At 63.8% G+C, this 25,444-nt stretch carries 27 protein-coding genes and 1 pseudogene; 19 read left to right on the top strand and 9 right to left on the bottom strand.

The window, feature by feature from the left end:
• The first annotated feature begins 87 nt into the window (after positions 1-87).
• Positions 88-753, top strand: coding sequence for a nucleoside/nucleotide kinase family protein (locus E3T29_RS05005; RefSeq protein WP_134344466.1), 666 nt, complete (start codon positions 88-90; stop codon positions 751-753).
• A gap of 172 nt (positions 754-925) precedes the next feature.
• Positions 926-1,930, top strand: coding sequence for an adenosine deaminase (locus E3T29_RS05010; RefSeq protein ID WP_134344468.1), 1,005 nt, complete (start codon positions 926-928; stop codon positions 1,928-1,930).
• Between the two features lie 247 nt (positions 1,931-2,177).
• Here the strand turns inward: E3T29_RS05010 and E3T29_RS05020 are convergent, their stop codons facing one another.
• The 3 genes from E3T29_RS05020 to E3T29_RS05030 are packed head-to-tail and all read right to left on the bottom strand — an operon-like array spanning position 2,178 to position 4,057.
• Positions 2,178-2,552, bottom strand: a complete 375-nt coding sequence (locus E3T29_RS05020) for a rhodanese-like domain-containing protein (protein WP_134344471.1) — start codon at positions 2,550-2,552, stop codon at positions 2,178-2,180.
• Positions 2,545-3,156 (bottom strand): bifunctional 4-hydroxy-2-oxoglutarate aldolase/2-dehydro-3-deoxy-phosphogluconate aldolase, encoded by a 612-nt coding sequence (locus tag E3T29_RS05025; protein WP_134344473.1) that lies wholly within the window; start codon positions 3,154-3,156, stop codon positions 2,545-2,547. The genes E3T29_RS05020 and E3T29_RS05025 overlap by 8 nt, the downstream gene beginning before the upstream one ends.
• 19 nt (positions 3,157-3,175) lie before the next feature.
• Positions 3,176-4,057 (bottom strand): sugar kinase, encoded by an 882-nt coding sequence (locus tag E3T29_RS05030; protein WP_134344475.1) that lies wholly within the window; start codon positions 4,055-4,057, stop codon positions 3,176-3,178.
• A gap of 125 nt (positions 4,058-4,182) precedes the next feature.
• On the opposite strand from E3T29_RS05030, the gene E3T29_RS05035 reads away from it, so the two are divergent.
• The 8 genes from E3T29_RS05035 to E3T29_RS05070 all read left to right on the top strand — a co-directional run bounded on the left by E3T29_RS05035 (position 4,183) and on the right by E3T29_RS05070 (position 12,736).
• Positions 4,183-5,484 (top strand): alanine racemase, encoded by a 1,302-nt coding sequence (locus E3T29_RS05035; RefSeq protein ID WP_134344476.1) that lies wholly within the window; start codon positions 4,183-4,185, stop codon positions 5,482-5,484.
• A 154-nt stretch (positions 5,485-5,638) separates the two neighbouring features.
• Positions 5,639-6,901, top strand: coding sequence for a sugar ABC transporter substrate-binding protein (locus E3T29_RS05040; protein WP_166792324.1), 1,263 nt, complete (start codon positions 5,639-5,641; stop codon positions 6,899-6,901).
• Between the two features lie 87 nt (positions 6,902-6,988).
• Positions 6,989-7,912 carry a carbohydrate ABC transporter permease gene (locus E3T29_RS05045; protein ID WP_134344480.1) on the top strand — a complete coding sequence of 308 codons (924 nt, stop codon included), beginning with the start codon at positions 6,989-6,991 and terminating at the stop codon, positions 7,910-7,912.
• Positions 7,909-8,745, top strand: coding sequence for a carbohydrate ABC transporter permease (locus E3T29_RS05050; protein WP_092340278.1), 837 nt, complete (start codon positions 7,909-7,911; stop codon positions 8,743-8,745). Before E3T29_RS05045 ends, E3T29_RS05050 begins: the two co-directional genes overlap by 4 nt.
• A 5-nt stretch (positions 8,746-8,750) precedes the next feature.
• The gene (locus E3T29_RS05055; RefSeq protein WP_104130456.1) at positions 8,751-9,926 is read left to right on the top strand and encodes an ABC transporter ATP-binding protein; all 1,176 of its coding nucleotides are present in this window, start codon (positions 8,751-8,753) and stop codon (positions 9,924-9,926) included.
• Between the two features lies 1 nt (position 9,927).
• Entirely contained in the window at positions 9,928-11,505 is a 1,578-nt protein-coding gene (locus tag E3T29_RS05060; protein ID WP_134344482.1) for an amidohydrolase family protein, read from the top strand.
• A 60-nt stretch (positions 11,506-11,565) separates the two neighbouring features.
• Complete coding sequence (locus E3T29_RS05065; RefSeq protein WP_092340275.1) at positions 11,566-12,297, top strand: IclR family transcriptional regulator; 732 nt, start codon at positions 11,566-11,568, stop codon at positions 12,295-12,297.
• Between the two features lie 52 nt (positions 12,298-12,349).
• Entirely contained in the window at positions 12,350-12,736 is a 387-nt protein-coding gene (locus E3T29_RS05070; protein WP_104130454.1) for a RidA family protein, read from the top strand.
• 25 nt (positions 12,737-12,761) lie between these two features.
• Here E3T29_RS05070 and E3T29_RS05075 read toward each other — a convergent pair whose 3' ends face one another.
• The 3 genes from E3T29_RS05075 to E3T29_RS05085 all read right to left on the bottom strand — a co-directional run bounded on the left by E3T29_RS05075 (position 12,762) and on the right by E3T29_RS05085 (position 14,800).
• Positions 12,762-13,109, bottom strand: a complete 348-nt coding sequence (locus E3T29_RS05075; protein WP_104089052.1) for a DUF202 domain-containing protein — start codon at positions 13,107-13,109, stop codon at positions 12,762-12,764.
• A 5-nt stretch (positions 13,110-13,114) separates the two neighbouring features.
• The gene (locus E3T29_RS05080) at positions 13,115-13,474 is read right to left on the bottom strand and encodes a YidH family protein (RefSeq protein ID WP_134344485.1); all 360 of its coding nucleotides are present in this window, start codon (positions 13,472-13,474) and stop codon (positions 13,115-13,117) included.
• 288 nt (positions 13,475-13,762) lie between these two features.
• Entirely contained in the window at positions 13,763-14,800 is a 1,038-nt protein-coding gene (locus E3T29_RS05085; RefSeq protein WP_134344487.1) for a LacI family DNA-binding transcriptional regulator, read from the bottom strand.
• A gap of 201 nt (positions 14,801-15,001) precedes the next feature.
• On the opposite strand from E3T29_RS05085, the gene E3T29_RS05090 reads away from it, so the two are divergent.
• The 7 genes from E3T29_RS05090 to E3T29_RS05120 all read left to right on the top strand — a co-directional run bounded on the left by E3T29_RS05090 (position 15,002) and on the right by E3T29_RS05120 (position 20,951).
• Entirely contained in the window at positions 15,002-16,075 is a 1,074-nt protein-coding gene (locus E3T29_RS05090) for an asparaginase (RefSeq protein WP_241987652.1), read from the top strand.
• The gene (locus E3T29_RS05095) at positions 16,072-16,962 is read left to right on the top strand and encodes a polysaccharide deacetylase (protein WP_134344489.1); all 891 of its coding nucleotides are present in this window, start codon (positions 16,072-16,074) and stop codon (positions 16,960-16,962) included. Before E3T29_RS05090 ends, E3T29_RS05095 begins: the two co-directional genes overlap by 4 nt.
• Positions 16,959-18,365: an MFS transporter gene (locus E3T29_RS05100; protein WP_134344491.1), complete on the top strand. Its 1,407-nt coding sequence runs from the start codon at positions 16,959-16,961 to the stop codon at positions 18,363-18,365. The genes E3T29_RS05095 and E3T29_RS05100 overlap by 4 nt, the downstream gene beginning before the upstream one ends.
• A complete protein-coding gene (locus tag E3T29_RS05105; protein WP_134344493.1) occupies positions 18,358-19,122 on the top strand; it encodes an SDR family NAD(P)-dependent oxidoreductase in 765 nt (254 codons plus the stop codon). Before E3T29_RS05100 ends, E3T29_RS05105 begins: the two co-directional genes overlap by 8 nt.
• A 2-nt stretch (positions 19,123-19,124) precedes the next feature.
• Positions 19,125-19,829: an SDR family NAD(P)-dependent oxidoreductase gene (locus E3T29_RS05110; protein WP_134344495.1), complete on the top strand. Its 705-nt coding sequence runs from the start codon at positions 19,125-19,127 to the stop codon at positions 19,827-19,829.
• A 103-nt stretch (positions 19,830-19,932) separates the two neighbouring features.
• Positions 19,933-20,217: a hypothetical protein gene (locus tag E3T29_RS05115; RefSeq protein WP_134344497.1), complete on the top strand. Its 285-nt coding sequence runs from the start codon at positions 19,933-19,935 to the stop codon at positions 20,215-20,217.
• Between the two features lie 38 nt (positions 20,218-20,255).
• Complete coding sequence (locus E3T29_RS05120; RefSeq protein ID WP_134344499.1) at positions 20,256-20,951, top strand: DUF2971 domain-containing protein; 696 nt, start codon at positions 20,256-20,258, stop codon at positions 20,949-20,951.
• Positions 20,952-21,575: 624 nt separating this feature from the next.
• Here E3T29_RS05120 and istB read toward each other — a convergent pair.
• The 3 genes and pseudogenes from istB to E3T29_RS05130 form a co-directional block, all read right to left on the bottom strand.
• A complete protein-coding gene (gene istB, locus E3T29_RS05125) occupies positions 21,576-22,178 on the bottom strand; it encodes an IS21-like element helper ATPase IstB (protein ID WP_370449118.1) in 603 nt (200 codons plus the stop codon).
• Between the two features lie 6 nt (positions 22,179-22,184).
• A complete protein-coding gene (locus E3T29_RS20650; protein ID WP_370449119.1) occupies positions 22,185-22,358 on the bottom strand; it encodes a hypothetical protein in 174 nt (57 codons plus the stop codon).
• Positions 22,358-23,554 (bottom strand): annotated as a pseudogene (locus tag E3T29_RS05130) (transposase). The gene E3T29_RS20650 and the pseudogene E3T29_RS05130 overlap by 1 nt, the downstream one beginning before the upstream one ends.
• 167 nt (positions 23,555-23,721) lie before the next feature.
• Between E3T29_RS05130 and E3T29_RS05135 the strand changes: the two are divergent.
• Entirely contained in the window at positions 23,722-24,870 is a 1,149-nt protein-coding gene (locus tag E3T29_RS05135; protein WP_134344501.1) for an acyltransferase, read from the top strand.
• A 358-nt stretch (positions 24,871-25,228) separates the two neighbouring features.
• On the top strand, positions 25,229-25,444 hold a 216-nt coding region (locus E3T29_RS05140), incomplete at its 3' end, for a transposase (protein ID WP_166792325.1).

Raw genomic sequence — 25,444 nt, forward strand, 5'->3', positions numbered from 1 at the left:
GCCGCAGCAGCCGCCCCCGCCACAGCCCCCGTCAGCGCCCCCGCCCAGCAGCTGACGCGTGTTGAAGCCGCCCCCTATAGTCAACTCATGTCGAACCGCGGCCTCGAGCCCACAGCATCCGCTCAACTGACCGACCTCGCCCGCCGGGTTATCGCGCTTCTGCCCGAGCACGGGCGCATTCTGGTCGGGATTGCCGGCAGCCCCGGCGCCGGCAAGACCACCCTCGCGATGCAGGTCGCCGCGACGGTGAACGATCTGCTCGGCAGCACGGATGTCGCCGTGCACCTCCCCATGGACGGTTTCCACCTCGCCAACTCCACCCTCGACCGCCTCGGCCGGCACGATCGCAAGGGCGCGATCGACACCTTCGACGGCTGGGGATTCGTCGCCTTGCTCCGTCGCCTCCTCACCGAGTACGACCACACGGTCTATGCGCCGAGCTTTAATCGCAACGTCGACGAGGGAATCGCGGCCGAGATCGCCGTGCTGCCGAGCGCTCGTGTGGTCATGGTGGAGGGCAACTACCTGCTCGCCGACACCGAGCCGTGGGTGCAGATCGACTCGCTGCTCGCCGAATCCTGGTTCTGTGAGACCAGCGACAACGAGCGCCTCCGCCGCCTGGTCGACCGGCACGAGCGCCACGGACGCAGCCCCGAGGCCGCTTTGGCCTGGGCCCAGTCCGTCGACGGAAAGAACGCCGAACTCATCGAGGCCACCCGCCCGCGCGCCACCCTCACGATCTCGGGCCAGTAGCCCCGCGCCACCCGCGCGCGGCCTGTTCGGAGCCGTCGATTCGGCGACCCCGGCAGGGTGTTGCTCGCGTTCCCGACGCCGCAACAGTTCAGCGAGCCAAACGTATACTCGCCTGAGTAGTACCGAAACCCGTCAACGCAAGCCGTACGCTCAACGTGAAAGCACCCCGCTCATGCCCTCAACCCATCTGCCATCCGTTGAACTTCACCTACACATTGAGGGAACCCTCGAGCCGGAACTCATCTTCGAGTTGGCTGCCCGCAACAAGGTGACGCTGCCTTACAGGGACATCGCCGATCTGAAGAGTCGATACGAGTTCACTGACCTGCAATCCTTTCTCACGCTCTACTATGCCAATATGGCCGTGCTGCAAACCGCGCAGGACTTTGCCGACCTCACCCGCGCCTACCTGCGTCGTGCGAGCGCAGCCGGCGTGCGCCATGCCGAAATCTTTCTGGACCCGCAGGCGCACACCGTGCGCGGTGTTTCCCTCGCTGCCTGCGTAAACGGCGTGGCGGGGGCACTGCGTGACAGCCAGGCACAGTTCGGCCTGTCGTCGGCGCTCATCATCACATTTCTGCGCGATCAGCCTGCCGCCGACGCGCTCGACACTCTTACCCAGCTGATCGCCATGAACGCACCCATTATCGGAATCGGGCTCGACTCGGCGGAGGTCGGGCACCCGCCGATCGATTTCGTCGAGGTCTTCGACCTGGCCCGCGCGCACGGGCTCAAGTGTGTTGCCCACGCCGGTGAGGAGGGCCCGCCCGAGTACGTGTGGCAGGCCCTGCAACTGCTGCAGGTATCGCGCGTTGACCATGGAATTCGCAGCCTGGAGGATCCGCTGCTCGTGGACTACCTGGTGCAGAATGCCATTCCGCTCACGGTCTGCCCGCTCTCCAACGTGCGTCTGCGTGTCGTGGACACGCTGGCCGATCACCCGCTGCCGGCCATGCTGGAGCGTGGTTTGCTCGTCACGATCAATTCAGACGACCCGGCCTACTTCGGCGGCTACCTCGACAACACGTTTGCGGCGATCACGCGCACCTTCAACCTCACCGTCGACCAGCTCGCCGTGCTCGCGCGCAACGGCGTGCGTGCTGCCTTCATCGACGACGATCGCCGGGCCGAGCTGCTGGCCGAAATCACGCACTGGCGCGCAGCCCGGCCCGCCTAACCCCGCCGAGCCCGCAACAAGGCGGCCGCCACCCGTTGATACAACGTGGTGACGGCCGCCTTGTCAGTTGCTACAAGCGGATGCCCTACGCAACGTTCCGGCGACGGCTCGCGACCACCGCGGCCCCGGCCAGAATCAGCAGTAGTGCGGCAAACCCGAGCGGTGCCCCGGCAAAGCCGGTCTCAGCCAGAGGGCTGACCTCGGAGCGGCCCCTCCCGCCGGCGTTCGTCACTTCCGAGCCCGAAAATTAAAGCGACGCGCCCGAGGCCCCGACCAGCGGGTGAACCGGCGGATGCACGATGCCGGCGACGGTTTCGACGGCGAGCCCTGAGCGGTACCAGTACTCGAACCCACCGATCATTTCCCGCACCGAATACCCCCGCGCGATGAGCGCAACGGCCGCGCGGGTGGCACCGTTACAGCCCGGACCCCAGCCGTACACGACCACGGTGCGCCCGGCCGGAATGTCACCCCGCAGGCGAATTGCGCCCAGGGCATGCCCGTGGTCCCACGATGCCTCCATGCGCGTGTCCACGAGAACGTATTCTCCCGAGTCCAGCCCGGCGGCGGCATCGAGCACGTCTACCTCGTAGGCGAGCTTGGCCGTCAGGTAATCAAGCATGGGCGATGGCCGCGAGCAGCTCCAGCTGGGCTGGGTCGCCGAGGGCCGAGCCCACGGCCACGGTGCGCACGCCGTTGGCGAGAAAGAGTGAAGCGTTCGAGGCGTCCATGCCGCCGGTCGCTACGAATTTGGCTTGCGGAAACGGACCGGCCATGGCGGTGAACCAGGTCGGCCCGAGCAGGCTGGCCGGAAAAGCCTTGAGCCAGGTCAGGCCAGACGCGAGGGCGGCCTGCACCTCCGAAGCGGTGGCCACGCCCGGCAGGGGCGGCATGCCGGCATCGAACGAGGCACGCACGATAACCGGGTCATAGCCGGGGCTCACCGTGAAGGCAGCCCCAGCTTCGTGGGCCTGGCGCACGTGTTCGAGCGTCACGACGGTTCCGGCCCCGACCGATTTGCCGCGGTCTGCCCCGGCCGCCACCACGGCGCGAAGCGCGTCGATGTCGCGGCTAAACTGAATCGGCAGCTCGACGCAGTCGATGCCGAGATCCCAGGCCTGGCGGGCCAGCTCCAGGCTGCGCTCAACGCCGAAGCCGCGCAGAATGGCCATCAGCGGCTGGCCGTCGAGCAGGGGGCTGAGCGATTCATTCGATAGTGCGGTCATGTGTGCCTCTCAAAAGCGGTCAGTGGATGTGCAGAAAGTCACTCGTCGATTGCAGTACCAGCACGGCACGGTCATGCCCGGCCTGCAGGCGCTCGGCGCTGCCCCGGCCCTGTAAGAAGGCGTGCAGGTATCCGGCGGCGAAGGCGTCACCGGCACCGACCGCCTCGACGACGGCCGTCGGAGTAGCCGGAACGAACACGGTTCCCGCAAGGGAGTACTCGGTCGCGCCGACGTCACCGTCTTTCACGACTAAGTACGGCACGTGGGCCAACTTCGCCCGAACGTCCTCGGGAGTGCGCGTGTCCCAGAGGGTGTGAGCTTCGTCGAGGCCGACGAAAACAATGTCGGCGCCGCCGGCTGAGTGTGCGAGGGCCGGAGCAGCATCGGTCACGCTCCACAGGGCGCCGCGATAGTTCACGTCGAAGCTCAGCAGCGTGGGCGCGGCGGCAACCCGAGCGATGACGGCCGCAACCAGCTCGGCACAGCTCGCCGACAGTGCCTCGGTAATGCCGGACAGGTGCACGAGCCGAGCGCTTTCGAGGGGAACCTCAGCGACAGTCACAGCATTCATGAGTGACGCCGCAGAGCCGGCGCGAAAGTATTGCACGCCGTTACCGGGATCCTTGAAATACGCGCCCGTGGGCGCTGACGCGACCCGGCGCACCCAGCCGGTGTCGACCTGGCGTTCACGCAGCAGCCGTTCGACCCGCCGCCCGAGGGCGTCGTCGCCGAGCTGGCTCACCCACGCGGTGGGGGTGCCCAGATTGCACAGGTGTGACGCCACGTTCGACTCGGCACCGCCGACATCGAGGCGAAACGCGCTCGCGGTCTCCAACGGCTCGGCCTCAACGGGCGTGACGAGCACCATGGTCTCGCCAATGGTGATCACAGTCTGGCTCATGGCTCCATAGTTGACTATCTGAGCATATATTGCAACACTGTTGCAAATGCTGCAACATGCTCGCAAGTCGGCGACGCTTCTGATTAGATAATCGATAACAGAAATTGCAACTGCATGTGCACGACATGCAACAATTCGATCGGTACGGTGCAGAAATCAGAGTAGACAACAACCAGCTATCGTCCCGCGACAAGGGCCTCCCGGCTCGCGCGGCCGGCCTCACCGTAGAACAGTTCCTGGCCACACGCCCGAAGCTGTCCGAGTTCTGGACCCCGCTCCTCGTGCTCAGCGACGACGCCCTCGCCCACAACCTCGGCGTCATGGCCGATTGGACTGCGCGCCACGGCTTCTCGCTCATGCCCCACGGCAAGACCACCATGGCACCCGACCTCTGGCAGCGCCAGATCGACACCGGCTCCTTCGGCATCACCCTCGCCACGGCCGGCCAGGTGCGCGTGGCCCGCGACTTCGGCTTCGAATCGATCATGCTCGCCAACGCGCTGACGGATGCCCGCGCCTTGCGTTTCGTGGCCGCCCAGCTCGCCGACCCGAGCTTCTCGTTCAGCTGCTGGGCAGACTCCGTCGACACCGTCGAGGTCATGGAGCGCGCGCTCGACGGCGTCGAACTCGCACGACCAATCAATGTCTGCGTTGAGCTTGGCGCCGACGGCGGACGCACGGGGGCGCGCACGCTGGCCGACGCGCGGGGCGTGGCTGAACGCATCCGTCGGTCGTCGGTGCTGCGTCTGGCCGGCGTTGCGGGTTACGAGGGCTGTCTTGCCCATGACCGCAACGAGCAGGGACTCGCCGCGGTGCGCGACTATCTCGAAGCAATGCTCGAACTGCACACGAGCCTGGCCGATGAATATGACGACCAGGAGGTCATTCTCACGGCCGGCGGCAGCGCCTACTTTGACCTCGTCGATGAAGTCTTCAGCCCCATCGACAACCCCGTGCCGAACACTCGCTATGTGCTGCGCTCCGGTGCCTATCTCACCCACGATGACGGCTTCTATCGGGGAATCTCCCCGCTCGACGCGTCGCGGCTGGGCGACGCCGACCCGGCGCACGTGCTGCGACCGGCCATGCGCGGCCTCGCCCGGGTGCTGTCGCGCCCGGAACCGCAGCTCGCCCTGCTCGACGCTGGCAAGCGCGACTTTCCCTACGATGAGGGGCTTCCCATTCCCCAGACCCGCGCGATCGACCTCGGCGCGGCCGCAACGCCGCTGACCGGGGCCTCGGTCAGCGCGATGAATGACCAGCACAGTTTTCTGCGGCTGGCCCCGGCGCAGGAGCTCGCGATCGGCTCGGTCGTGACGCTCGGCTTGTCCCACCCGTGCACCGCGTTCGACAAGTGGCGCTGTATCCCCGTCGTGCAGAACTGGGAGTCCGACCTCGTGGTGGGTCTGGTTCGCACCTACTTCTAAATAGTGTGCAATATACGCACAATAGCGTGCAAATGTTACAAACCCGCAACATGCCGCTCTTCCGCCCGACTTCGGGCTGCACAATACTGAATTCACATCATCTGCAACATGCGTTGCAACATATGCACAAGCGTCATTTGCACTAGGAGGAAACGTGAAAGTTCTTAAGACAGTCCCGGTCGCCGTCATAGCGGTCGCCGCACTCGCACTCTCGGGCTGTGCGGGCGGTGGCGATGAAGCCGCCGACACTGCCGCGGCCGCTGGCACGTTATCCGTGGCCACCTGGCAGTTTCTGGAGCCCACCCGCGGTGACGCTCTGTTCGACACGATCAACGGCTACACGGCCGAGAACCCCGACGTGACTCTCGAAAAGGTCGAGATCGCTCGCGCCGACTACGAGAAGACGCTCAGCACGCAGTTCGGCGCCGGCGCCGGCCCCGACGTGTTCGTCATCCCCGACGCCTACTTTCCCCAGCTGGCCGATGCCGGCCTGCTCGAACCGCTCGACGATGTCGTCAGCGAAGCGAACCCCACGGCCCTCCGCAGCATTAACGACAACTACGTCGTCGATGGCAGCCAGCTCGGCCTGGTCTGGGAGGTCGTTCCCTACTCCCTGTTCTGGAACACCGACATCCTCGCCGCTGCCGGTGTCGAAGCGCCCACCACCGTCGACGAACTGATCACCGCTGCGGCCACGATCACCGAAACCACCGGCAAGACCGGCTTCTCGGTTCGCCACCAGATGAACGAGGAAACCCCGTGGTGGACCGACCAGTCCAACTGGGAATTCGGCTACGGCGGTGAGTGGTCAGACGGTGAGAAGCTCACCATCGACTCCGACGAGAACATCGAAGCGGTCGAGGCCTTCAAGTCGGTCTACGACTCCCCGGGCTTCGGCAAGGGCCAGGACGCCTCCACCTACCGCTCGGCTTTCGCAGCCGGCGAACTGGGAATGGCCATCGACAACTCCTCGGCCGTCATGACCCTGGTCGGCGACGCGGTTCCGGCCGACAAGATCGGTTCCGCCGTGCTGCCCTTCCCCGAGGGCGGCTCGGCCTACGCGGGCTTCTCCATCGGTGTCAACGCCAACTCCAAGAACAAGGAAGCGGCCAAAGACTTTATCAAGTGGATGCTCACCGACGACGCCCAGCAGGGCCTCGCCGATACGCTCTTCCCGTCGGCCATCGCTACCGAGGTTGCCGCCTCCGACGAACTGCTGGGCGCCAACCCCTGGGTTGCCGCGTTCCACGAGCAGGTCAACGACGCCAGCAGCGTCATCATCGCCGGATTCGAGGCTGACACCTCGGCCATTCGCACGATCGTTCTCACGCAGATCGAACGCGTGCTCACCGAGGGCATTTCCGCCGAGGAAGCGCTCGGCGAAGCCCAGAAACAGGCTGAAGCCCTCACCCAGTAAGACCCGCCACAGCCTGCTCGGGTGTGGTGGCTTTTAGCCGCCGCACCCGTGCAGGGCCGCTCTCCACCCGACTTTTCGAGGAGTCGCATGGTCTCCGTAATGCCCCAGGCGCGGCCCGCTCATACCAAGAAACGCGTACGCTCGGCGCCCTACATCTTCATCGGCCTCGCCGTGCTCTACCTGCTCTTCTTCACGGCGTTCCCGCTGCTGACCGGGGTGAACCTCAGCTTCACCAACAGCAAACTGCTCAACCCCTCGGCCAGTGCCTACGTGGGCTTCGACAACTACACCGCTCTCATCACGAGCGGTGCCTTCATGAAGAGCGTCTACACGACGCTCATCTACACGGCGGCGACCGTGATCGGCTGCCTCGTCCTCGGCACGGCCTCTGCGCTCGTCATCAACGGATTTCTGCCCGGCCGCGCGATCGCCCGCACCATCATGGTGCTGCCCTGGGCTGTGCCGACCGTTGCCCTCGCGCTGGTCTTTCGCTGGATTTACAACGACACCAACGGCATCGCCGGCGACGTCACCCAGGGGCTTGGCCTCGGCCAGGTCGGCTGGCTCATCGACCCCAATTACGGCATGCTCGCCGTGGTCATCGCCACGGTCTGGAAGCTCGCACCCTTCGTCATGCTCATCGTGCTTGCTGCCCTGCAGTCCGTTCCCGAGGAACTCTACGAAGCCACCCGGGTCGACGGGGCGGATGCCTTCACCACCTTCAAACAGATCGTCCTGCCGCAGATTGCGCCCACCATGCGCGTCGTCGCCCTGCTCATGACGATCTGGTCGTTCCGTCGCTTTGAGATCATCTGGCTGCTCACCGGAGGAGGCCCGGTTGACGCGACGACGACGATCGTCATTAACGTGTACCGCCAGGCCTTCAATAACGGAAACCTGGGACTGGCCGCGGCGGCCGGCGTGCTGGGGCTGCTGCTCTCGCTCATCGTCACCGTCGTCTACTTCTTCGTCGAACAACGCGCGACCAAAGCGAACGGGATCAAATCATGATCGGCAGGCGCAATCTCAGCATCGGGGTGCGCAGTCTGCTCGCCCTCGTGCTCGTCATCCTCGCGGGCTTCCCCGTGTTCTGGATGATCAACACGGCCATGACGCCGGTCGGCGATCTCTACTCCAACAACCAGCGCATAATCCCCGACTTCAGCCGCACGCTGAACATCTTCCAGGTGCTCGTGAGCGACTCGCCCTTTTTGCGCTGGCTCGGCAACTCCGCCCTGGTGGCCGGGGGAACCACACTGCTGAGTCTGCTGCTGGCCTGCCTGGCCGCCTACGCGCTCTCCCGCTACAAGTTCGTCGGAAAGGGCCTGATGACCTTCGGCTTCTTCGCCACCCAGATGCTGCCCGAAGCCCTGCTCATCGTTCCCCTCTATTCCATGTTCATGACCCTCGGGCTGCTCAACGAGCTCTACGGGCTCGTGCTCGTGAACACGGCCTTCGCCATGCCGGTCGCGGTGTTCCTGCTGAAATCGGCGATGGACACGGTGCCCTACGAGATCGAAGAATCTGCGCGGGTCGACGGCTGCAACGCCCTCACGATTCTGCAGGTCATGTTCATCCCGCTGATCGCGCCCTCCCTCGCGGCGGCAGCCGTCATCACCTTCTTCGACGGCTGGAATGAATACCTGTTCGCGACCACCTTCATTCACGACACCGCGAATTGGGTCGCCTCCACCGGGCTCGCCTCCTTCATCGGCGAATTCACCACGCCGCTCGACATGGTCTTCAGCGGGGCGATCGTCTTCACGATTCCCGCAGCCATCTTTTTCCTTCTAATGCAACGCAAGATCGTCGCCGGTCTCACCGCCGGCTCTGTGAAAGGCTGACCCCGATGGCATCGCTCACATTTGACGCCCTGTCCAAGAGCTATGGCGCCAACACCGTCATCAGCGACTTCAGCGCCACGGTCGACGACAAGGAATTCCTGGTTCTGCTCGGCCCGTCGGGCTGCGGCAAATCCACCATGCTGCGCATGGTCGCCGGGCTCACCGACATCAGCTCCGGCACCCTGAAATTCGGCGACGACGTTGTGAACGCCCTCACCCCGAAGCAGCGCAATATCGCGTTCGTGTTCCAGTCTTACGCGCTGTACCCGCACATGACCGTGCGGGCCAACATCGCGTTTCCGCTCATCATGGACAACTTTCGCTGGTGGCACCACCTGCCGTTCTGGGGCGCGTTGATGCGGTCACGGCTACTGAAGCGCCCCGACATCAAGGCCAAGATCGAGCGCACCGCCGAGATGCTCGAACTCACCGACTACCTCGAACGCCGCCCGAAAGCACTCTCCGGCGGCCAGCGTCAGCGGGTGGCCGTTGCCCGCTCGATCATTCGCGAACCCGCGATCTACCTGTTCGACGAACCACTGTCGAACCTCGACGCCAAACTGCGCATGCAGATGCGCGCCGAAATTTCGGCCCTGCACGCGCGCGTGCAGAAAACCTTCGTCTACGTCACCCACGACCAGGTCGAGGCGATGACCATGGGCACCCGTATCATCGTCATGAACGAGGGCGTCGTGCAGCAATACGGCACCCCCGCCGAGATCTACAGCGCTCCCGCCAACGAATTCGTCGCCCGGTTCATCGGCTCCCCGCCGATGAACATCTTCGCGGCGACGGTGCGCGACGGACTGCTCTATGTCGGCGATGTGCCGGTGCTAAATTCCGCCGGCTGGGCGGCATCCGTTGTGGCGCTGGGGTTGCAGACGGTGTCGCTGGGGGTGCGGGCCGAGAAGATCGGGCTCGATTCGCCAAGCGGCGACCTGCTCTCGATCGAGGCGCACACCCTTGTGGTGGAACACCTCGGTGCCGAAACCATCGTGGGCGTCAAGACCGGGCCGGTCGGTGCCACCGTCGACGTGGGGGTCGGTGCCAGCCGCGGCCTGCACTACGCCCGCATCGCCGGTGAAGAGCAGTTCACGACCAATAGCGGATGCCGCATCACCTTCGCCAGCGACGCCGTTCACCTGTTTGACCCCGAGACCGGCAAACGACTGGAGCCCTGACATGACCCGACTGGTGCTGCGTAACGGCACGATCGTCGACGTCAGCGCGACGGAGCCGTACCGCGGCGACCTCGCGATGCGCGGCGACCGCATCGAAGCCGTCGGCGAGGTCCCGGCCGAGCCCGGAGACATGGATGTGGACTGCACCGGCCGGCTCCTGCTGCCCGGTTTCGTCGACGCTCACTCGCACGGCGACGGCAAGGTCTTCGATCCAGCGGTGCAGCTCGCGCTGCTGCGCCAGGGCGTGACGACCATCATCGGCGGCCAGGACGGCATCTCCTACGCGCCCGGAGACGGCGCCTACGCGTCGGAGTACTTCGCCGCGATTAACGGCGAGCACCCGACCTATCGGGGCCCGCGCGTTGCCCACCTGCTCGCCACCTACGATCACACCACCCGGCTGAACGTGGCCTACCTCGTGCCGGCAGGAACCGTGCGGCACGAGGTGATGGCGCGCAGTACCGAGCCCGCCACCCCGGAGCAGCTGGGCCGCATGCGCGACCTCGTCACCGAGGGGCTGCGTGACGGCGCTATCGGCCTGTCGAGCGGGCTCGACTACGTGCCGGGGATCTACTCGGACACCGCCGAACTGGCTGCCCTGTGCGAGCCGGTCGCGGCCGTCGGCGCGGTGTATGTCACCCATATGCGCGGCGGCTATGAGGCCAATTCGGCCGCCGGAGTCGACGAGATCGCCGCGATTAGCCGGCACTCGGGGGTGCGCACCCACATCTCGCACTTTCACGCCGAAGCCGACACGCTCCTTCCCCTGCTGGATCGGTTGCGGGGCGCCGGCATCGACACCACTTTTGACGCGTACCCCTATACCCGCGGATGCACGCTGCTGGCCATGCCGCTGTTGCCGCCGGAATTGGCGATTCGCCCGGTGCACGAGATTCTGCTCGAGCTGGCCCGGCCCGAAGCGCGCGAGGCGCTCCGCCGGGAGTGGTTCCCGCAGATCGACCAGAAGCCGAGTCTCGGGCCGGACTGGCCCACCATGATTACCCTCGGCCACATCCGGGCGCCCGAATACGCCTGGGCGCACGGCCTCACGATCGCTGAGGGAGCCGCGCGGGCAGGCGTCGACACGATCGACTTCGCGCTCGACCTGCTCCTGGCCTCGCGGCTTGAAGTGAACGCCATCATGGCTGTGCGCTACGCCCGTCCGGTCGAGGAGCTGGGGCGCATCCTCTCGCACGAGCGGCACGTCGGCGGGTCGGACGGCATCTTCGTCGGCGTGCACCCGCATCCGCGGGCCCACGGAACCTTCGCCCGCTACCTGCGCGAATTCGTGCGTGAACACGGCTTCTACACCTGGCCCGCGGCCGTGGCGCACCTCGCCACCCGGCCGGTCGACACCTTCGAACTCGGTGAGCGCGGGCGGTTGGCACCCGGGCAGATCGCCGACATCATTGTCGTCGACGGGGCCGCGGTGGCCGATCATGCCACCTACGAAGCGCCGTTCGCGCTGGCCACCGGCATCGACGATGTCTTCGTCGCCGGCCGGCCGGTGCTGCGCGACGGCCAGCTCACCTCCGAATTGGCCGGTCGGGGATTACGACGGGTCCCGATAGGGCGATAACGTCGCAGTGTTGCAGTATTTGCATCAACCGGTTCGGTCCTCAGACGAGAAAGTAGTCACATGTCGAAAAGCGTTCGTCGCGCCGCGCTCATCATCGACTCCATCGCGGAGGGGCCGAAGACGGTCGTGGAGCTGTCGCAAATGTTCGAGCTGCACCGCTCCACCATGTTCCGCGAGCTGCAATCACTCGAAGAGGTGGGCTACGTGCACCGACGCAAGTCGGGCCAGTACACCCTGGGCCTGCACCTCATCTCGCTCTCCAAACTGGCGTTCGACAACCTGGACCTGAGAGAGGCAGCGCACGACCATATCCGTCGCCTGCACAAGGTGGTCGGCAATACCGTGCACCTGGCCGCGCTCATGGAGAGCAGCATCGTTTACGTCGACAAGGTCGAAGATCCCAACGGTGTGCGCATGTATTCGCGCATCGGCAAAGCCGTGCTGCCCTACTGCAGCGGCGTCGGCAAGGCCATCCTGGCCGATCTCGACGAGGGCGGCCGCAACGCGGTACTGGCCGGGTCGACCTGGGAGAAATTCACCGAGCACACCATCACCTCTCGAGACGCGCTCGACCGCGAGCTCGAGATCGTCAAGAAGCAGCGGTGGGCGGCCGACGACCGGGAGTTCGAGGACTTCGTCAACTGTGTTGCCGTCCCCATCCACTCGTCGATGGGTGTCGTCGGTGCCTTGTCGGTGACCGCTATCCGCATGGTGCAAAACCTGCCCCAACTCAAAACTCACCTGCCCTTGATGCAACAGACTGCCGAGCTCATTTCTCGCGAGCTCGGATGATCACGGGTGTCGCGCCGCTGTCGTGGCGCGCGCCCACCACGAAAGGAACACCATGACGAAAATCGCCATCAGAACCGCCAACGCTCCCCAGCCGGCTGGCCCCTACAGCCAGGGCATCGTAGCCAACGGGTTCTTCTACAGTGCCGGTTTTGGCCCGCAGAACCCCGAGACCGGCGAGAAGGCAGCCACGGTCGGTGAGCAGACCCGCCAGGTGCTGCGCAACATCTCTGCTGTGCTCGCCGAGCGCGGACTCACCCTCGACGACTCCGTCAAGGTCACCGCGCACCTGCAGCACCTCAACGAGGACTTCGCCGAGTTCAACGAGGCCTACAAGGAGTTCTTCACCGCGCCGTTCCCGGTGCGCACCACGGTCGGCTCCCAGTTGGCCAACATTCTGGTCGAGATCGACGTGGTGGCGGTCCTCCCCGCATCCGAGTAGGGGCGACGCACGAGTTCGTCGATATCTAGCCCCAGCCCGCCAGCACCGCCGACTGGGAGACGACGAAGACGAGCGCAGCGAGCCCGATGAGTAGGGCGGTGAGCGTCACCGCGGCCACGGCCTTGCCCCCGCTGATGGCCGCGGTCGGGTTGTCCACCAGGGCCCGTGTGGCCCGGTGGTAGCGAATCGAGGTGAGCGCATAGGCAGCGCCGACGAGCGCGAGAGCGGGCACGCCGATCAGCAGTGCCAGCAGCGGGTCGGTGACGGCACCGAATCGAATCGAGACGGCGACTCCCAGCGCGAGCACGAGGCAGGTGCGTCGCCACGCTAGAAGCGTGCGCTCCGGCTGAAGCCCCGACTCGAAAATTCGCATCCCGCTCACACCAGCAGGCTCCCGACGATGATGCCGACGATGGCGATGGCCGCGCCACTGGTGATGATGGCTCCGACGGCAAGGCCGGGCAGCGGCTGCATCAGCCGCATGGACCGCTCGGTTGCGGCCCACGACCACCAGGCGTGCACGATCGACACCAGACCGAGGGCGATGAAGATGAGCGCGGAGGCGAGGCGAATCTCGGCCTGAATCGGGGCATCCAGCGCTTCCAGCGCAACGCCGGCGAGCAGCAGCGCGAGGGACGTTCGAATCCAGGCCAGAAAAGTGCGCTCGTTGGCGAGGCTGAAGCGCGGATCGGGTTCGTCGCCCGCCTCAAAGACCTTGCGCGGAAACCGTGATCTCATATCCCCCGAGCATACCGGTGGGCAATAGCGGCCGTGCAGCGACCTGGGCGCGGCACGCGGGTGCCGCTACGCGACCCTCCGACGTCGGCCCGCGACCAGCGCGCCCCCGGCCAATCGCGAGCTCGAAATTGCTGCAGACACCATTGAACCCCCAGGTAAAGCCGATCGTTGCCCTCACGAGGCGTCGCTGCCAGCCGATCTCAGTTTACCGATCAGAACGACCAGCCCCAGCGGATGCCGACCCGCCGCGAGCACCGGTGAAGCGCCCAGGAATGCGAGCGGCCGTCCCTACGTCGCAGTCCGCTCAAAATTGCTGCTGGCGCGCACACACAGGGTGGGGGCGAGTCGAACCGACTCCACCCGGTCGGCATTGAGTACGCCGAGGAGCAGTTTCACTGCCTCCCGGCCAATGTCGAGCATCGGTGACCTCACCGACGATAGCGCGATGGGCAGTTGCGCAGCCAGCGACGTGTCGTTGAATCCCACAATCGCCAAATCCCTGCCGACCACCAGACCAAGAGAATTCGCCGCGCCCATGGCGCCGATGGCGGCGAAGTCGTTGACCGCAAAGATCGCGCTCGGTCGACGATCTGTGTTGCGCAGAATGGTGTCGGCCGCGGTGCGACCGCCCATCGTGTCAAAGGGAGCCCAGACAATCGCGCTCTCGGGAATCGCCCCGCCCAGAGCGCGAAAACGTGAGACGAAACCGCTGGTTCGATCGACCGCGGTACTGGCATATTTCTCACCGGCGATGACGGAGACAACTCGGTGACCTCGGTCCCACAGGTGCTGGGCCACCAGTGCGCCGCCGAGGGTGTCGTCGCAGGTCGCCGAGGTGAATCCGGCAACCGCACGGTTCATGAGCACGAAGGGCACCTGGCGTGCGGTGAGCTCGTCGAGAATGTTTCCATCGAGGTGCGCGTCGCCGATGATCAGGCCGTCCACCCGCCGCGACAGCATCACCTCCACCTTGCGCCGCTGCATCGCCGTATCGTCGCGGGAGTTCATGACGAAGGTGGAGTAGTTGGCGTCGTCTGCCGCCTCCTCGATTCCCTCATACATAACGGCCAGAACGAGGTCGGAGAGCCGCGGAACGATCACGCCCAGAAGGTGCGTGCGCCGGGTGCGCAGGCTCGCGGCCTGGGGATCGGGGGAGTACCCGACCTTCTTGGCCAGATCCCGCACGCGCTGGGCGGTGGCCGGTGCGGCGGCGCCCCGCGCCGTGTCGGATTCCCCGTGCAGAATTCGAGACACCGTCGACGGATGCAGACCGAGTTCAGCGGCCAGGTCTTTGAGGGTGACCGACCCCGGTCTGATGTCTGTCATGTCGCTGTCTCCAGTTTCCATTCCCGAGCTGAAGCTTGACGCGCCTGCTGATCCCATTCTATAGTTTGAACACCTCGCTACCCAAACGATTGGGTAGCAGACGATACTTACCCGCAACGAAGCGTGCAGTCGGCTGAAACATTGGGTAAATAATCTTTCACTCATAACCCAATCGATTGGGTACCGACTCTCGGAGAAAACATGACAGATCGTGCCGGCACTCACGTGGTGCTGCTGGCGACCGGGGGAACGATCTCGTCGCGAGCCCTCCCGGCCGAAGGTGGTGCGGCCGTCGCCGCCGACGCTGGATCGCAGATTCTCGACGCCCTCGACGCCCCGCTTGCCTATCCGATGCGGGTCATTGATGTCGCCTGTGAGGGATCGTACCTGCTGACCCTCCACGACATGATCGCGATCTGCGCGCAGATCAAGATCGCCCTCGCCGATCCAACCGTGCGCGGCGTCGTCGTCACGCACGGCACCGACACCATGGAAGAGACTGCCTATCTGGCCGACCTCACCCATGACGATCTGAGCCCGGTGGTATTCACCGGGGCCCAGAAATCCGCCGACGCAGCCGATCCTGACGGCCCCGCCAATCTGGCCGCTGCAATAGCGGTGGCCGGGTCGCCCGACGCGGCTGGCCTCGGAGCGCTCATCGTCTTTGCCGGCGAAATCTTTGCGGCGCGTGGCGTGCGTAAGGCGCACACCTTCGCCCTGGATGCCTTCACCAACCCCGATTTCGGCTCGGCGGGTGTCGTGACCGCCGTCGGTGACGTCGTCATTACCGGCTCGAAGGAGCGGATGCCGCCACTTCCGCTCCCAGCCCTCCCGCGCGACCAGGCCCTGCGAGTCGACGTGATCTCTGCCTACCCGGGGGCTGACGGCGTCTTGCTGCGGGCATCCGTTGCTGCGGGGGCTGGCGGAATTGTGCTGCAGGCGACGGGCAGCGGCAATGCCAACCCCGCCCTGTGCTCCGCCGTCGCCGAAGCCGCAGCTCACGGAACCGTGGTTGTGACAAGCACACGGGTGAGCGCCGGCCCTGTTATCCCGGTTTATGGTGCCGGCGGGGGGCGCGACCTGGTCGCGGCTGGGGCTATCCCGTCTGGCCTCCTGCGGCCGTCGCAGTCGATGATTCTGCTGAGCCTGCTCCTGCTGCTCGGCCGCGACCACGACGACATTGCCCAAGCTTTCGCCGTGCACGGCGCCGCTCCAGCGCCAGACAAAACCTACGATTCTCTGTACGTTCACTCCACACGAAAGGCACATTCATGAAGAAAGATATTCAAATCGCATTTGGAGTGGACGTCGACGCCGTCGCCGGAATGCTCGGCTCCTACGGCGGTGAAGACTCCCCGTGCGATATTTCCCGCGGCATGTTCAGCGGCGAGGTCGGTGGGCCGAGACTTATTCGCCTGTTCGACAAGTACGACCTGCCCGCCACCTGGTTCGTTCCGGGGCACTCCATCGAGACGTTCCCCGAGCTGACCCGAATGATCGTCTCTGCGGGCCACGAGATTGGTGTGCACGGGTACTCCCACGAGAACCCGATCGCCATGACCCGTGAGCAGGAAACGGCCATCCTTGACCGCTCCATCGAACTGATCGAGAACGTATCGGGCCGTCGGCCCACGGGCTATGTTGCCCCGTGGTGGGAGTTCTCCTCGGTGACCAATGAAATTCTGCTCGAACGCGGAATTAAATATGACCACTCGCTCATGCACAAGGACTTCGAGCCGTACTACGTGCGCGTTGGTGACAGCTGGAAGAAGATCGACTACGCCAAGGACGCCCAGACCTGGATGGAGCCGCTCGTGCGCGGCATCGAGACCGATCTCGTCGAGATCCCCGCCAACTGGTACCTCGACGACCTGCCGCCGATGATGTTCATCAAGGCCGCCCCCAACTCACACGGCTTCGTGAACCCGCGCGATATCGAACAGATGTGGAAGGACCAGTTCGACTGGGTCTACCGCGAAATGGATCAAGCCGTCTTCACCATGACCATCCACCCCGACGTCTCTGGACGACCGCAAGTGCTCCTCATGCTTGAGCGTCTCATCGAGCATTTCAACTCCCACGAAGGCGTCAGCTGGAACACCTTCGACCAGATTGCAGATTCGTTCCTCACCCGTTCCCCCCGAAAGGTTCCCTCCGCATGAAACTGAAATCCCCCACCCTCGATCTCACGGCGGCGACCGTCAATGAGAAACGTCGTTTTCCCGCCTTCACCGTGAAGCAGACCCGCACCGCCACGATTCTGGCGCTGTTGGCCTGGACCGTTGCCGTCTTCGACTACGGCCTGTTCGGCACCCTCCTTCCCGCCATGCAGGAATCCTTCGGGTGGACAGCGCCGGAAGCCTACGCGATCAACACCTGGATCGCCGTGGGCACCGCGATCGTGTGCTTCGGCGTCGGCCCGGTCATCGACCGCCTCGGACGCCGCAAGGGCATGATGGTCACCGTCGGTGGTACGGCCATCGTCTCCGGTCTCACCGCCATCATCCCCACCGGAATGGCCTTCCTCAGCAGTGGCTTGCTCGTGATCGTGCGATCCTTTGGCGGTCTCGGGTTCTCCGAGCAGGCCGTCAACGCGACCTACATGAACGAGGTTTACCAGGTCACCGAAGACGAGAAGAAGCGCAAGCGCCCTGGCCTGAGCTACTCCTTCATTCAGGGCGGCTGGCCGCTCGGCTTTCTGCTCGCCAGTGCGCTCGCCCTGGCCTTTCTTCCGACCTTCGGCTGGCGCGCCCTATATCTGATGGCCACCATCCCCGCCGCGCTCATCGTGTGGGCCATCGCGCGCAAGCTCAAAGAAACTCCTCAGTTCGAACTGCATAGTGAACTCACCCGCCTCGAGAAGGCCGGGCGCACCGAAGAGGCTCACCTGCTCGCCGGGTCGTATGGCGTCGAGCACTCCTCGACCACGCCGCTCAAACTCATCTGGCAGCCGCACCTGCGACGCAACACCATCGTGTTCTCGCTCGCCTGGATCTTCAACTTCATGGGCATCATGATCTTCAGCATTTTGGGAAGCTCCGTGCTCAAGAACGCCAAGGGCGTCGAACTCTCCGACGCCTTCTGGATGCTCATCGTCATCAACGCCCTGGCCTACTTCGGCTACGTCTTTCACGGGTGGCTCGGCGACAAGATCGGCCGCAAGCGCACCATCATCAGCGGCTGGATTCTCGCATCGGTCGCCTTCACCATCATGTTGAGCCCCCTCGCTAACAGCCCCGTGACCATCGTCGCCAGCTTCGGCGCCGGCCTCTTCTTTCTCGTTGGCCCGTACGCGGCTATTCAGTACTTCATGGCGGAGTGCTACCCGGTGAGCTGCCGCGCCACCGGCACGGCGTTCATCGGCGCGATGAGCCAGCCGGGAATCGTCATCGGCGGCGCGCTCTTCACCGCCGTCGCTGCCGGAGCCAACACGGGAACCGCCGCGCTCTGGGTTGGCGCCCTCGGCACCCTCATCTCGGGTGTGCTCATGATCGCCGCCAAGCCCATGGCAGAAGCTCCGCTCGCCATCGAGTCGGAAAACGAGCTGAAAGCCCAGCGTGCCTGAGCCCCGCGTTGCCATCATCACCGGAGCTGCGAGCGGAATCGGTCGGGCGCTAGCAGTACACTACGCCGGTCAGGGAGTGCGCAGCATCATTGGCACCTTCTCGGGAGACCCGCATGATCCGCAAGAAACGCTGCGGCTGGTGCAAGCCGCCGGCGGTGAAGCAGTCGTGCACGAGGTCGACGTGCGCAGTACGGTATCCGTCGATGCCTTCGCGCAGCGCGCCGTCGACGAGTATGGACGGCTCGACTATGCCATCGCGAATGCGGGCATCCTGCGTAATTCGTCCCTCACGGAGATGACGGATGCTCGCTGGACCGACATGCTCGACGTCGACCTCACCGGCGTGCTGCGCACGCTGCGAGCTGCGGCCGATCGCATGACCGAGGGCGGTGCGATGGTAGCGACCTCGTCCATCGCCGGTGGAGTCTACGGGTGGCAAGGCCACGCGCACTATGCAGCGGCGAAAGCCGGCGTGCTCGGCCTGATCCGTAGTGTCGCCGTGGAACTGGGACCACAGGGAATTCGCGCCAATGCTGTAATTCCCGGGCTCATTGAGACCCCGCAGTCACTCGACCCGGTAAATTCGCTCGGCCCCGACGGTCTCGCCCAGGCTGGCAAGGACATTCCGTGGGGCCGTGTCGGTACGCCGGCCGAGGTGGCGAGCGTCATCGCGTTTCTCACCTCGGCAGATGCCGGTTATGTCACCGGACAGTCCCTGATCGTCGACGGTGGACTCACCGTGAAAATGAGGGCCTGAAAATGAATCACACCGGGCGCGGAGTCGTCGTGACCGGCGGCAGCAGCGGAATCGGCCGGGCCATTGCTGACGCGTTCATCGCCAACGGCGACCGCGTGGTCGTCTTCGACCGCGCGGGTACCGACGAATCAGCAATCGGCGTCGACGTCGCGCAGGAAGACGGCGTGCGGGCGGCGTTCGTGCTGGCACGGGAACGCCTGGGCACCATCGACATCCTGGTCAACAGCGCGGGTCTGCTCACTGAGTCGCCGATGCAAGATATGACCCTCGAGATGTGGAACGAGACCCTCGCGGTCGACCTCACCGGGGTGTTCCTGTGCTGCCGGGAGGTAGTGGGGGAGATGCGCCAACAGAAATGGGGCCGCATCATCAACATCGCCTCCCAGCTCGCCATCAAGGGTGGTACCGGCCTGAGCCACTACGCGGCTGCCAAGGCCGGGGTCGTTGCCTTCACGAAATCGCTGGCACTCGAGGTCGCGGGCGACAATGTGCTTGTCAACAGCATTGCTCCCGGCCCCATCGAAACCCCGCTCGTGCAGGGCATCTCCGAAGAATGGAAGATCGCCAAGCGCGCCGAGCTGCCCCTCGGGCGGTTCGGCATCGCGGCCGAAGTCGCCCCAACAGCGCTGTTGCTGGCGAGCGAGCCGGGAGGAAACCTGTACGTGGGGCAGACCCTGGGGCCAAACTCCGGCGATGTGATGCAATAACACGGGCCACCCGGCCAGTTAGGAACCCACAGTGTGCGGAGCATGCGGTACGACGGTCCATCCCGACGCGGTGATGGGCGACGAACACACCCTAAGAAAGCGCATGTTGGTGGCACAGACGGTGACCGCCGTCTGTGCCGGGCTGCCCGGTGCGCCCCGCATTGCGGCGCTCGCCGCCGGGTGGTCGGTGACCAGCGCTACGGGGTCGATCACGCTGTGCCACACCGTCGAGGAGGTCTGGCTCGCCCTGCCCGAACGGAGCAGGCCGCGCCTTCACCAGGCGCTCGAAACTCGGACGGTGGTCGAGACGCACGACGGCCTCACTTCACAGGTGATTGCTGTCGGCCTGCACCTAACACGGCAGCGCCTGTCTGACAGCGCGCGATGATGAGAGAGCACTGAGAGAGCACTGAGAGAGGGCTGACCATGGATCTTGGCGTTGCGATACCGATCCCAGAAATCGAGCCAACGCTGTTTCATTACACGAATGCGCAGGGACTGATCGGGATTGTCCAGAACCGCGAGCTATGGGCCACCGAGACCAACTTTCTCAATGACCCCGCGGAGGTTACCTTCGCAAGCGCCGTGCTGGTGTCGCTTCTGAAAGAGCATGCTCTCGATGCCAGCGAGAACGAGCGCAGCACCATAAGTGCCACCATCGCCCTGCTTGAGAAGTCCTACGTCGATCCAAACACGCCCGATCAGTACCGGGAAGACCGTACTTTCATCACGAGCTTTTCTCGCTCCGACCAGAGCTTGACGCTCTGGAGGATGTACGGTCGACAAAATGGTTTCAGCATTGGGTTCGACGAGGAGCGGCTTCTAGAGTGGATTGGCCAGGGCTTCCCGTCGCCTTCTGATCGTGAAGAGGCTGATCTTGAGGAAACGGAACGGCTTGACGCCCTTGTGGAGAACTACCACCTTGAGGCAAGAATTCAAGACGTCTCCTATAGGGCTGCACACGCTGAGTCGATACTTCACGACGTAATGCAAGTGAGTCTTGACGACCCTAACCTTGACCTGCGGGAGTCTCTCGTCAGGGAAGTCCTGAAGACGCTTTCGGCGGTGAAACACGATGCCTATGCCGATGAAAAGGAAGCCCGCATGCTGGTGCAGGCGTAGCATAATGCCAGCGATCCGAGTATCCGCGCGTCCGCGAGCGGATCATTGGTCGCCTGCCGCAAGGTTGTCTTCCCATTTGCGGCACTTCGAAGCATCACGATCGCGCCGGGCGCCAATGCGTCTCAAACCCGCCACGCCTTGGGATCTCTTTAAACTACCGGCGCGCGCGGAGCCTGGGGCCACGTAGAAATACGCGAATGCGATATTCCATTTACTTGGTGATCGCTTCGGTGCAGCGCCGAACTTAGGCGACAGTGTTCTACGAGATGGCGTGGATCCAGGCACCTGAAGGCGCTACGCCGACAACCGCGGTATAACGGGCCATTCTGCACGTTTCGTGCGACGAGATCTACATTTACACCAGTTTCTGGCACGTCAACGACGGTCAAAAATTGAGTCAGTATCGACGGTAAAAATTGAGCTACGTGCTCTGCGTTGGTTGAGTAGGGCCCGGGGACTTCATCTGAGAATCGCGACATTCTCTCTGGATGTCAGCGGAAGCGGAAGCGGAAGCGGAAGCAGGCGCGAGCCTGGCAGCCAATTAAATTCCACGATTTCGACTGTCGATGCTCTTTTAAAAGTAGTCCCTGGGCGCTCTTCGAAAAGTAGGCCACTGTTGTGTGTCTATTCTGTGGTGTTCTCTGGTCTGGCGGAAGGCAGGGTGGTGATGCCGCTGTCTTTGAGTCGGTAGCTGGCGCCTCTGAGTGTGATGACGTCGGCGTGGTGGACGATGCGGTCGATCATGGCGGCGGCGGCGACTTGATCGCCGAAGACGTCGCCCCAGCGGGCGAAGGGCAGGTTGCTGGTCAGGATGAGCGAGGCGTGTTCGTAACGCGATGACACGAGCTGGAAGAACAGGTTCGCGGCGTCTTGTTCGAACGGGATGTAGCCCACTTCGTCAACGATGAGTAATCCGTAACGGCGCAAACGCACGATCTCCTCCGCCAGCCGGCCACGTTCGTGCGCGTATTGAAGGCGAGCGACCCATTCGACGGCGGTGCCGAACAGCACCCGGTGGCCGGCGTCGGCGGCTTTGATGCCTAATCCGATCGCGAGGTGGGTTTTGCCGGTGCCGGGAGGCCCGAGCAGGACGATGTTGCGGGCCTGCTCAAGGAAGAGACCACCGCCGAGGTGGATGATCTGGTCCCGCTTCAATGAGGGCTGGTGGTCGAAGACGAAGTCGTCGAGCGTCTTCCGGGACGGGAACCCGGCCGCGCGGATGCGCAACTGGACTCAGGACGCATCACGGGCTGCGACTTCACGGTCGAGGACCGCGGCGAGGTAGTCCTCGTGGGACCAACCCGCTTCGCGGGCTTGATCGGCCAGGCGAACGGCAGCGTCACGGATGCGTGGTGCTTTGAGGGCGCGGGAGAGGAAATCAATCTGCTTGATCGTGTCCGAACTCATCAAGCGACCTCCGCATCGGGATCGAAACTGACCTCGAACGCGGTGTCGTAGTCGGCCTGGTCCCGCTCCAATGACTCCGGGGCCTCGGCCGGAGTCGGTGTCTGAAACCGGACCCGCAACGCTTTCGCCGCAGTCACATGCTCCGGATCCGTGATGGTCGCAGCCGACCCCATGGCGTGCAGATGGGTGGCGACGATTTGCCCGCCCAGCCGCACCGTCACTCGGGTCAGATCGGCATGAACGTCAACCATCCGCCCGATCGCGGCAGGATCGACGGAATAGTCGTTGCCGAACACGTGAACGTAGTAGTCCCGGGGCAATCGAATCTGCGCCCTGAATCCGACCGGCGGGGGCGGCGGAACGGCTAGCATCGCCGCCCGGTCCTCGGCAACCCGGTCGAGGGGTCGCGCCTGCAGGGCGCGGACCGTGCGGGTGTTGGCCGTAGGCAGCCACTGCCGGAGCTGCGTGCGGCCCGGCAGGAACGACGTTTCCAGGAACTGGTCGGCCCGCTCGACGATTCCTTTGGATTCTGGGTCGTAGGGCTTCAACTGCACGATCTTCGTCGCCAATGCGCCGCAGAACGCAGCGACACCGTCGGCGAGTTTGTTGCGCCGCCCGATCCCTGCCTCGTTGTCCCAGATCAAGCGGCGCGGGACCGCCTGGAGCTGCTCCGACAGCAACAGCCACATCCCTGCGAGCAGATCCTCCGTCGTCCGTGACGACAACATCACCGCGGTGATGAACCGTGAGTACGACGCGACGATCACCAGCACCGGCGGTGACCCGGTCCGGCCGCCGCCCCAGGGAATATCTGCTGGTGGGAACCACAAGTCGCACTGCGCCTGGTCCCCGCCCGATAGGTGATCCGGTCTGCGGGGTCCTTCGGCGCGAACTCGGGCTTGAGGTGCGTGATCTTCTTCCGAAACTACGACGATGTACCCTCTCCAGCCCACCCGCTCCGCCACCACCGTCGCTGGCATCGATGGCGTCGTTGTCAACAGGCGCCGTGCGTCGGCTTCGAAATCGTCGAAAGCTGACGGTCCCGGATCTCGACGATACTGCGGAGGCCCGGCCGAATGAACCGCACGGGTGACCGTCACCCGTGACAAGCCCAGCTGCTTTGCAATCGCCCGCACCGACATGCCCTCACTGACGTGAAGGTGCCGAATCTCTGCCCAATCCGGCACTGTAATCACACATCCAATCGTGGTGGGTGGTCTACTTTCGAGGAGCGAAACTGGCCTACTTTTCAAAGAGCGCTGACATCGACATCGACGCCAGGCCCGTCAGCGGGGCCAGCCCTAGGGGTCGAGCCAATGGGTTCGGAAGCTGTGACGAAACATTGGAGTGGCATAATCCGAGTATGACTACGGGGGAAAAAATCATGCCTTTCAGGGCTAAGCGTGAGAAGACAAAGCGACTGACCAGCATTCAGAGCATGCGCGGGTACGCGGCAGTTCTTGTGCTTATCGCCCATTCCGTTGACCTAGCTAGCATGCACGGTGAAAGATTCTTTATGAACCAATGGTTGCATTTAGAGAACTTCGGTGCGATCGGGGTTGACCTGTTCTTCGTCATTAGCGGATTTGTGATGGCGAATTCGGTGGCGAACCGTAATGGTCCGCGAGCATCCCGAAACTTCTTGGTGATGCGATGGCTACGAATTGCGCCGCCATACATCATCATCAGTTTCATTCTTATTGCAATCACGATTGCTCAACGTGCTTCGATCAACCCGATTTCCATCGCTAACCTATTTCTGTTTATCCCCTGGTTCGACACCTCAACCTTCACAATGCCTCCCCTGGATGTCGGCTGGACCCTCTCGTTCGAGTTCACGTTTTACCTGCTCGTTGCCCTGATGGTGCTTCTACGACTCGGCGATAAGATCGAATGGCTGTCCCTGGGGATCGTCGCGCTCGTCGGGCTGGGCGTTGTGCTGCCGGACGATATTTTCCTGCTCCAATGGGTCACGAATCCGATCTTCCTTGAGTTCGCGCTGGGGATCGGTGCGTATTCGCTCTGGAAGCGACGCGCGCTAGAGACCGCTCGAGTAGGTTGGCTTGCCCTCGGTTTAAGCGGTGGCCTTGTCCTAGTTGTGCAAGCCGTAATGGGATTCGGCGACGTCTCCGAGGTTGCCAATATTGTAGATGGTACGTTAAGCCTCCAGCGCGTCTTCTGGTGGGGAGTACCTGGCGCAGCAATCTTCATTGCAGTAATTGCTTTTGAGCGACCTTCCACGGGGATTGCCGCACGCATCAGTGGTCGCATAGGCGATGCATCATATTCCATTTACCTCGTGCACATCCTCGCCCTGATGGTCTACTCATCCGCGGTCACGCATATGCCGTTCGGCCTTCCCCCGACAGTCGTATTCGTCGGTGCAATCGCGGTAGGCATTTGTGCCGGAATATTCTACTTCCGTTTTGTGGAGAATCCCTTACGGTTGCGAATGGAGACAACGGCCACGATCATGTTCCGGATGAACTCCATGGGGAATCAGCCTCAATAGGCTGCCGTCTTGGCCCGGTTGAACCGACTGGCGCCGAAACTGGGTGCATTTTGATCAATGTGACTCTTCGAAATATGGGGTGGAGTTGGCGTTGGAATCCTTCGGCTTTGAGGAGCGAGCGGGCTTCGTATTGCGTCAGATTTCGGAAGTCCAAGGCTTTGCCGCAGAGATGCTCTCGCCTTCCGTTGATGGCTTCGGTCGTGCCAGTTCGAGGCTCCCGGTCGGACGAAGAACGCGAAGATATCGGCGACAAGCTTTTTCAGAGTTCGGACGAGACGGTGAATCTCCGTCAGGAGCTGGGGGACATTGAACCGTCCCTGATTTCCTGCCGCTTTCTTTCTAGTGAAAGGATTCGGTTATGCCCAAGAAATACTCAGATGAGGTTCGTGAGCGAGCGGTTCGTATGACGGTTGATCGTGTGAAGGATTATCCGTCGATGTGGGCCGTGTGCCGCGAACTGGCCCCCAAACTCAATGTCGGCCCGGAAACGTTGCGGAAGTGGGTCAGGCAGGCGCAATCCGACGCGGGAGAACGGACCGGTCCAACGAGCGAAGAGCTCGAGGAGATCAAGCGC

The organism is Cryobacterium sp. TMT1-66-1 (assembly GCF_004403435.1).
In the GTDB taxonomy this organism is placed as follows: domain Bacteria; phylum Actinomycetota; class Actinomycetes; order Actinomycetales; family Microbacteriaceae; genus Cryobacterium; species Cryobacterium flavum.